The 6,598-nt window shown below is 67.8% G+C and carries 9 protein-coding genes; 4 read left to right on the top strand and 5 right to left on the bottom strand.

Annotated features, from left to right (window positions below; genetic code table 11):
* Positions 1 to 106: 106 nt before the first annotated feature.
* Both J2851_RS19965 and fumC read right to left on the bottom strand, forming a co-directional pair.
* Positions 107 to 310, bottom strand: a complete 204-nt coding sequence (locus J2851_RS19965; protein WP_209768315.1) for a ribbon-helix-helix domain-containing protein — start codon at positions 308 to 310, stop codon at positions 107 to 109.
* A 458-nt stretch (positions 311 to 768) separates the two neighbouring features.
* Positions 769 to 2,169, bottom strand: coding sequence for a class II fumarate hydratase (fumC, locus tag J2851_RS19960; protein ID WP_209768312.1), 1,401 nt, complete (start codon positions 2,167 to 2,169; stop codon positions 769 to 771).
* Between the two features lie 196 nt (positions 2,170 to 2,365).
* Here fumC and J2851_RS19955 point away from each other — a divergent pair, with 196 nt between their 5' ends.
* From J2851_RS19955 to J2851_RS19945, 3 genes are all read left to right on the top strand, one after another.
* The gene (locus J2851_RS19955; RefSeq protein ID WP_209768311.1) at positions 2,366 to 2,611 is read left to right on the top strand and encodes a hypothetical protein; all 246 of its coding nucleotides are present in this window, start codon (positions 2,366 to 2,368) and stop codon (positions 2,609 to 2,611) included.
* A gap of 122 nt (positions 2,612 to 2,733) precedes the next feature.
* The gene (locus J2851_RS19950) at positions 2,734 to 3,114 is read left to right on the top strand and encodes a tellurite resistance TerB family protein (RefSeq protein WP_209768309.1); all 381 of its coding nucleotides are present in this window, start codon (positions 2,734 to 2,736) and stop codon (positions 3,112 to 3,114) included.
* A gap of 162 nt (positions 3,115 to 3,276) precedes the next feature.
* A complete protein-coding gene (locus tag J2851_RS19945) occupies positions 3,277 to 3,492 on the top strand; it encodes a hypothetical protein (protein ID WP_209768307.1) in 216 nt (71 codons plus the stop codon).
* An 82-nt stretch (positions 3,493 to 3,574) separates the two neighbouring features.
* On the opposite strand, the gene J2851_RS19940 is transcribed toward J2851_RS19945, so the two are convergent.
* The gene (locus J2851_RS19940; protein WP_209768305.1) at positions 3,575 to 4,063 is read right to left on the bottom strand and encodes a GNAT family N-acetyltransferase; all 489 of its coding nucleotides are present in this window, start codon (positions 4,061 to 4,063) and stop codon (positions 3,575 to 3,577) included.
* A gap of 59 nt (positions 4,064 to 4,122) precedes the next feature.
* Positions 4,123 to 4,566 carry an SRPBCC family protein gene (locus J2851_RS19935; protein WP_209768303.1) on the bottom strand — a complete coding sequence of 148 codons (444 nt, stop codon included), beginning with the start codon at positions 4,564 to 4,566 and terminating at the stop codon, positions 4,123 to 4,125.
* Between the two features lie 98 nt (positions 4,567 to 4,664).
* Between J2851_RS19935 and J2851_RS19930 the strand changes: the two genes are divergently transcribed.
* The gene (locus J2851_RS19930) at positions 4,665 to 5,084 is read left to right on the top strand and encodes a secondary thiamine-phosphate synthase enzyme YjbQ (protein ID WP_209768342.1); all 420 of its coding nucleotides are present in this window, start codon (positions 4,665 to 4,667) and stop codon (positions 5,082 to 5,084) included.
* 113 nt (positions 5,085 to 5,197) lie between these two features.
* On the opposite strand, the gene J2851_RS19925 is transcribed toward J2851_RS19930, so the two are convergent.
* Entirely contained in the window at positions 5,198 to 6,520 is a 1,323-nt protein-coding gene (locus tag J2851_RS19925; protein ID WP_209768302.1) for a lytic murein transglycosylase, read from the bottom strand.
* Between the last annotated feature and the right edge of the window lie 78 nt (positions 6,521 to 6,598).

Raw genomic sequence — 6,598 nt, 5'->3', positions numbered from 1 at the left:
CGCTGATCCTTGGAAGACCCTCACCCTTCCCACGCTTCGCGCGGGTCCCTTCCCTCTCCCGGGACGGGAGAGGGATTTCAAGTGCAATTGCCCTGGACCGGCGGCTCTACGCCCTGCCCTGCACGGCGTTCAGCACGAACACACGGATGGCGCTGGACAGGTTGCCGGTGCGGGTGGTGTCGATCTCCTCGATCAGGGCGTTGACCGAGGTGCCGCGGGTCTGCGCGATGGCCTTCAGCGCCTCCCAGAACTCCTCTTCCAGGGAGACGCTGGTCGGGTGACCGGCGATGAGGACCGAGCGCTTTTTCATGGAAGCCTCTGAGGGGCGTCGGAGTCGTGTGAGGACACCGCCTCCACGCCAAGCAAACAGAGGAGATCGAATTTCTCCTTGCTGGCCAGATCCATCAGCCCGATCTCGTACAGCTCGGAGGCTGTTTGATGGACCGCCGCAAGAGCGTCACTTCTATAGGGTTTGGGTTGCATAAGCCATCGCGCCACTCTGCCCGTGCGATGCACCGGGCATTTCCGATGGAATGCATGTTCCCACGCCTGCGTCAGACAGGAAAGGGAACATGCAACACACCTGAAGAGAGCGCGAGCACCTTACCGCAGGGCAACGGCGTTTGGCCGTTTAACCCTCTCCCCTCTGGGGAGAGGGCAGGGTGAGGGGGTCCCGCCACCTTGGGACGTCCGGCAAAAGCGCAACCCCCTCACCCTAACCCTCTCCCCAGGGGGGAGAGGGGACTTCAAATGCGATGGTCCTGCACCCTACCGCGGCTTCACCATCGCCTCGGGCTTGACCCACTGGTCGAACTGTTCCTCGGTCAGCAGGCCCAGCGCGATGCCGGCCTGTTTCAGGGTGGTGCCCTCCTTGTGGGCCTTCTTGGCGATCTTTGCGGCGTTGTCGTAGCCGATGTGCGGGTTGAGCGCGGTGACCAGCATCAGGCTTTCGTTCAGCAGCTGGTCGATGCGGCCACGGTTGGCCTCGATGCCGACGACGGCGTTGTCGGTGAAGCTGACGCAGGCGTCGGCCAGCAGGCGGATCGATTGCAGGACGTTGAAGGCGATCACCGGCTTGAAGACGTTCAGTTCGAAATGGCCGGTGGCACCGGCGATGCTGACGGTGGTCTGGTTACCCATCACCTGGGCGCAGACCATGGTCATCGCCTCCGACTGGGTCGGGTTCACCTTGCCGGGCATGATGGAGGAGCCGGGCTCGTTCTCCGGCAGGGAAATCTCGCCGATGCCGCAGCGCGGGCCGGAGCCCAGCAGGCGGATGTCGTTGGCGATCTTCATCAGCGACACGGCCAGCGTGTTCAGGCTGCCGTGCGCGTCGACCAGCGCGTCGTGGGTGGCCAGCGCCTCGAACTTGTTCTCGGCCGTGACGAAGGGCAGCCCGGTGATGCGCGCCACCTCCTCCGCGAAGGCCTCGGCGAAGCCGGCCTTGGCGTTCAGGCCGGTGCCGACCGCCGTGCCGCCCTGGGCCAGCCGGTAGAGCTGCGGCAGCGACGCCTTCACCCGCTCGATCCCGTAGCGGATCTGGGTGGCGTAGCCGGAGAACTCCTGCCCCAGGGTCAGCGGCGTCGCGTCCTGGAGGTGGGTGCGGCCGATCTTCACGATGTCGGCGAAGGCGTCGGCCTTGGCGGAGAGTGCGGCGTGCAGGTGCTCCAGCGCCGGCAGGAGCTCGTGGTGGATCTGCTCGGCCGCGGCGATGTGCATCGCGGTGGGGAAGCTGTCGTTGGACGATTGCCCCATGTTGACGTGGTCGTTGGGGTGGACCGGCTTCTTGGAGCCCGTCTCGCCGCCCAGCTTCTCGATGGCGCGGTTGGAGATGACCTCATTGGCGTTCATGTTCGTCTGGGTGCCGGAGCCGGTCTGCCAGACCACCAGCGGGAAATGATCGGCCAGCGTGCCCTCGATCACCTCCTCCGCCGCCTCGACGATGGCGCGGCCGAGCCGCTCGTCCAGCACCCCCAGCGCCATGTTGGCCTGCGCCGACGCCTTCTTCTGGATGCCCAGCGCGCGCACCAGCGGCGCCGGCATGCGCTCGCCCCCGATGCGGAAGTTCTGAAGGGAACGCTGCGTCTGCGCCCCCCAATAGCGGTCGGCGGGAACGTCGATGGGGCCGAAGCTGTCGGTCTCGGTGCGCACGCCGGTCTTGCCGGTCATAGCCGTGTCCTCGTGGTTTGGTCGTCTGGCGCTAAGCCTCTTCTTGGACAGAAAATTTTGGCGCGCCGCGCGCTCGGCAAGGGGAACCCGGCGCATTGCTGCCGCGCAGCGCGGCCTGACGGCACATTGTTCTTGTTACGTTCGCTTCTCTGCGCTACGGTTGGCCGCAACGACCGTTTAGCCCCGGGAGAATCGAATGAGCGAGTTCGCGACGGACCACGTGCGTGCGTTCATTGCCAAGGCGCGCGTCGCCGAGATGAAGGGGCGGGGCTGGCGCGTCATCGGCCCCGGCGAGGAAGGCTCCCTTCTGATGGAAGGGCCGCAGTTGGGCGGCGCCCCCGTGCGCATGGCGTCGCTGGTGAACGACCTGTTCGACGACATGATCGCCCGCGCGCTGGAACGCGCCGACCGCATGGACGCCGCCATCGCCCGCGCGGCCTGAGCGGCAGACGGCGCTGTCGCGCTTAACCCCTCCGGCGCGCCACCTTTCCTGGTATATCGTTTAGACACGAAACCGTTTCACCGTCCGTGTGTTGACCATCCGCACCGACGGAGGGAAACGGCATGGATTCCTTGGAGCAACCCAACGGCGACCTGACGGGCGACGATGCCCCGGCCGTCGCGGCCGGCTGCGCCCTGCTCGCCACCGCCGGGGACGCCGACGCCTCCACCCTGCGGGGGCGGCTCCAGGCGATGCTGCCCGCAGACGCGTTGCGCGCCTTCGACGACCACGCCCGCCACATCCAGGACAACGCGACGGCCGGCGAGGCCGATGCGATGGGGGTAGCCCGCCAAGCCAAGGGCGACGTTAACGGGGCGAAACGCGTCTTCAGCGCCTGTCTTAACGCCGCCGGCGGCATCGACGCCCTGTCGCCAGCGCAGGCCACAAAGGCGCGAAGCCTTTGTGAATCCTTGAATCTCAGCCCGACCCAGTTCGGCCTCTAAAGAAAAGAGGTACTCCTTTGGGGTATAAACCTCATACTTCCCCGAAGCGGAGTATTAACCCTCAAGACACCACCGGACCCAGGGTCGCGTTAGTAAGTCGTTAACCGGCATCTGGCCAAATACACCCATCACGAACACACAAGTCAAAACGGAGTTTTTAAAATGATCGTCGCCACCACCGCCGAAAAGGTTACCTCCTCCTCTCGCGTCCACATCGCCCTGGTCGATGAGTTCATCCAGCTGACGCAGAACAAGATCGACGCCCAGAACGACCCGTTCCTCCGCGAGAGCCTGTACGACCTGCTCGCCACGCTGCGCGAAGAGCGCGCCGGCTACCTGGACCTGCTGAACGCCGCCTCGATGGTGAAGGCGGCCTGATAGGACGTCCGCGGGGTGGCACGATGCCGGGGCGTCTCCGGCCCCGGCACGCGGCGCAATCCCCACCGACAGTCCTGACCAGTCAATCCTCCGCCTGGGCGGCGAGCGCGGCCAGCGCCCCGCCGGTGAGGCGATAGGGAAGCCACTCCTCCATCTGCTTGAACCCGATGCGGTCGTAGAAATCGCGCGCCGGGTTCCAATCCAGAACGTTCAGGTCCACCCGCCGGCAGCCCTGCTCCACCGCGCGCTTGGCGACCGCGGTCAGCAGCTTGCGGCCCACGCCGAAGCGGCGCGCGTCCGGCGTCACGTACAGGTCCTCCACGAAGATCCCGGCCCGTCCTTCCCAGGTCGAATAGTTGCGGAAGCACAGGGCGAAGCCGACCGGCGCGCCGTCCAGTTCCGCGATCAGCGCGTCGAACACCGGGCGCTCGCCCCAGCCGTCGCGCCGGAAATCCTCCTCGGTCGCCTTGACCGCGTCGGGCTCGCGCTCGAACGCGGCCAATTCCTTGACGAAGCGCAGAATGGTGGCGCAGTCGGCCTCGACGGCCGGACGGATGGTCACGGTGGGCATGAGAACTCCAAGATCAGCGGAGCCGCGACGATAGCCGCCGCCCCGCCCACCGGCAATGCTTAGGATTCCAGGACTTCCGCTGTGAAGCGCTCGAAGAAGCCGCCGATGACCCGGTCGGCCTTGGCCTGGACCAGCTTCACCGCCAGCCGCCCCACCGCACCGCCCAGCGCCGCCGCCAGCGTGTAGGTCAGGTGCGTGTGGCCCCCCACCTCCTCCAGCGTGATGCGCGCCTCCCCCTTCACGGCCCCGGCGAGGCCGCCGCTGCCCTCGGCGTAGAGGATGTAGAAGCGCGGCGCGTCCTCCGGCGCCAGGCGCAGGCGCCCGCTGAAGCGCGCCTTCAGCGGCCCCACGGTGGCGCGCACGCGGGCGGCGTAGTCGGTGGGCGACAGGCGGTCGATCTCCTCCAGCACGGGGATGCAGCGTTGCAGGACGACGGGATCGCAGAGTGCCGCGAACACCCGCTCCCGCTCCGCCGGAATCCGGTACTGGCCGCTCAATTCCATGGGGTCACCTGTTCAAGGTCCAAACGCTTTCCGATTTGGTATAGGTCACGACCGGTTCCAAGACGGACAACAGGCGGGAACACCCCATGAGACAGCCCATTCGACAGGCGGTCACCACGTTGAGCATCCAGACGCACGGCCAGGGGCTCGTCGAAGTGACCGAGCCCATCGCCCGCTGGCTCGGCGGACAGGGCATCGCGACCGGCCTTTTGACGGTGTTCTGCCGGCACACCTCGGCCTCTCTGGTGATCCAGGAGAACGCCGACCCCGACGTGCGCACCGACCTGGAGCGCTTCTTCCAGCGGCTGGTCGCGGAGGACCCGTCGCTTTACGACCACACGCTGGAGGGGCCGGACGACATGCCGGCCCACATCCGCTCCGCCCTCACCACGGTGCAGCTGTCCATTCCGGTGGTGGAGGGGCGCATGGCGCTCGGCACCTGGCAGGGCGTCTACCTGTTCGAGCACCGCCGCCGCCCCCACGGCCGGCAGATCGTGCTGCACGTTTTGGGGGAATAGAAGCGTAGGTTGGGTGGAGCGCAGCGCAACCCAACACACGTCGCATGGCAACGATGTTGGGTTTCGGCTGACGCCTCCACCCAACCTACAGCTTACGCTACGGGTACCCTTGCTTACCCCGCGGCCTGGACGGGGTTGGAGGAGCGGCGCAGGCGTTCCAGCAGGGACTTGGTGGCGAAGCCGTCGGGGACGGTGCCGATGGATTGCTGGAAGCGCCGCACGGCGTTGCGGGTGTTGGCGCCGACGATGCCGTCCTGGGCGCCCGGGTCCATGCCGATGGACGCCAGCCGCTGCTGCAGCTCGATCCGCTCGTCCCTGCTCAGCGCCAGCTCGTTGCGCGGCCAGTTGCCCTGGACGCCGGGGCGCCCGGACAGGCGGTCGGCCAGCAGAGCCACCGCCAGCGCGTAGCTGGTGGAGGGGTTGTAGCGCATGATCGTGCGGAAATTCTCGCGCACCAGGAAGGCCGGCCCGGTGTGCCCGCCCAGCACCAGAACCGCGGCGTTGCCGTCGCCGGCCAGCTCGCCCCCGTTCAGCGGGCGCACGCCGAGGCTCCGCCACTCCGCCAGCGGCTTGGTGATGTTGTACTCCGCTTGGTCGTAGGGGAAGCCGGCGGGGAGCCGAACCTCCTCGCCCCAGCGCTCCCCGGCGCGCCAGCCGTTGCCCTGGACGAACTTGGCGGTGGAGGCGAAGACGTCCGGCAGGCTGCCCCAGATGTCGCGGCGGCCGTCACCGTCCTCGTCCAGGGCGTTCTTCAGGAAGACGGTGGGCATGAACTGGGTCTGGCCCATGGCCCCGGCCCAGGAACCGCTCATCCGGTCCGGCGCGATGTCGCCGCTGTCGAGGATGCGCAGAGCGGCCAGCAGTTCCGTGCGGAAGTAGGAGGCGCGGCGGCCCTCGTAGGCCAGCGTGGTCAGCGCGTCGAGGACGGAGAAGGAGCCGGTGCCGCGGCCATAGTCGGACTCGGCCCCCCAATGGGCGACGAGGATCTCCGCGGGTACGCCGGTGCGCTGCGTGATGCGCTGAAGCAGGGCGGCGTTCTCCTGCATCTTCTGGCGGCCCTGCTGGACGCGGGCGTCGGACACCATGCTGTCCAGATACTGCCAGGGCTGGCGGGTGAACTCCGGCTGGGCCTGGTCAAGCTCGACCACGCGGTCGGACAGCTTCACCGACGCGAAGGCGCGGTCGAAGGTCTGCGGCCGGATGCCCTGGCCGAGCGCTTCGGTCCGCAGGCCGCGCAGCCATTCCTGGTAGCTGACGCGCGGCGCCGGGGTGGCGGGCGTGGTGGGCAGCGCCGCGGCGGAGGAGGCGGTGGCGGTGCTCGCCTGCCCCGCGGCGGCCGGGGTCGCGGCGATCGGCGGCGTGCCCGCCGACTGGCAGCCGGCAAGCACCGTGGTGACGAACAGGAGGCGGGCGGAGAAGGTCAGCAGGGGGCGCATGCGCTCATCGACAGCAAGGGAAAATCTGGGGGGAAGCCCCAAGGGAAGCCTAGGACGGACCGGCTGTGGAACTCAACC

The sequence above is a fragment of the Azospirillum rugosum genome, assembly GCF_017876155.1.
Classification (GTDB): domain Bacteria; phylum Pseudomonadota; class Alphaproteobacteria; order Azospirillales; family Azospirillaceae; genus Azospirillum; species Azospirillum rugosum.
This window is presented reverse-complemented; position numbering and strand designations above follow the sequence as displayed.

What these genes read in the sequence shown, in the direction of transcription:
- J2851_RS19965 (WP_209768315.1), bottom strand. Translation starts at nt 310, where the DNA reads ATGAAAAAGCGCTCGGTCCTCATCGCCGGTCACCCGACCAGCGTCTCC.
- fumC (WP_209768312.1), bottom strand. Translation starts at nt 2,169, where the DNA reads ATGACCGGCAAGACCGGCGTGCGCACCGAGACCGACAGCTTCGGCCCC.
- J2851_RS19955 (WP_209768311.1), top strand. Translation starts at nt 2,366, where the DNA reads ATGAGCGAGTTCGCGACGGACCACGTGCGTGCGTTCATTGCCAAGGCG.
- J2851_RS19950 (WP_209768309.1), top strand. Translation starts at nt 2,734, where the DNA reads ATGGATTCCTTGGAGCAACCCAACGGCGACCTGACGGGCGACGATGCC.
- J2851_RS19945 (WP_209768307.1), top strand. Translation starts at nt 3,277, where the DNA reads ATGATCGTCGCCACCACCGCCGAAAAGGTTACCTCCTCCTCTCGCGTC.
- J2851_RS19940 (WP_209768305.1), bottom strand. Translation starts at nt 4,063, where the DNA reads ATGCCCACCGTGACCATCCGTCCGGCCGTCGAGGCCGACTGCGCCACC.
- J2851_RS19935 (WP_209768303.1), bottom strand. Translation starts at nt 4,566, where the DNA reads ATGGAATTGAGCGGCCAGTACCGGATTCCGGCGGAGCGGGAGCGGGTG.
- J2851_RS19925 (WP_209768302.1), bottom strand. Translation starts at nt 6,520, where the DNA reads ATGCGCCCCCTGCTGACCTTCTCCGCCCGCCTCCTGTTCGTCACCACG.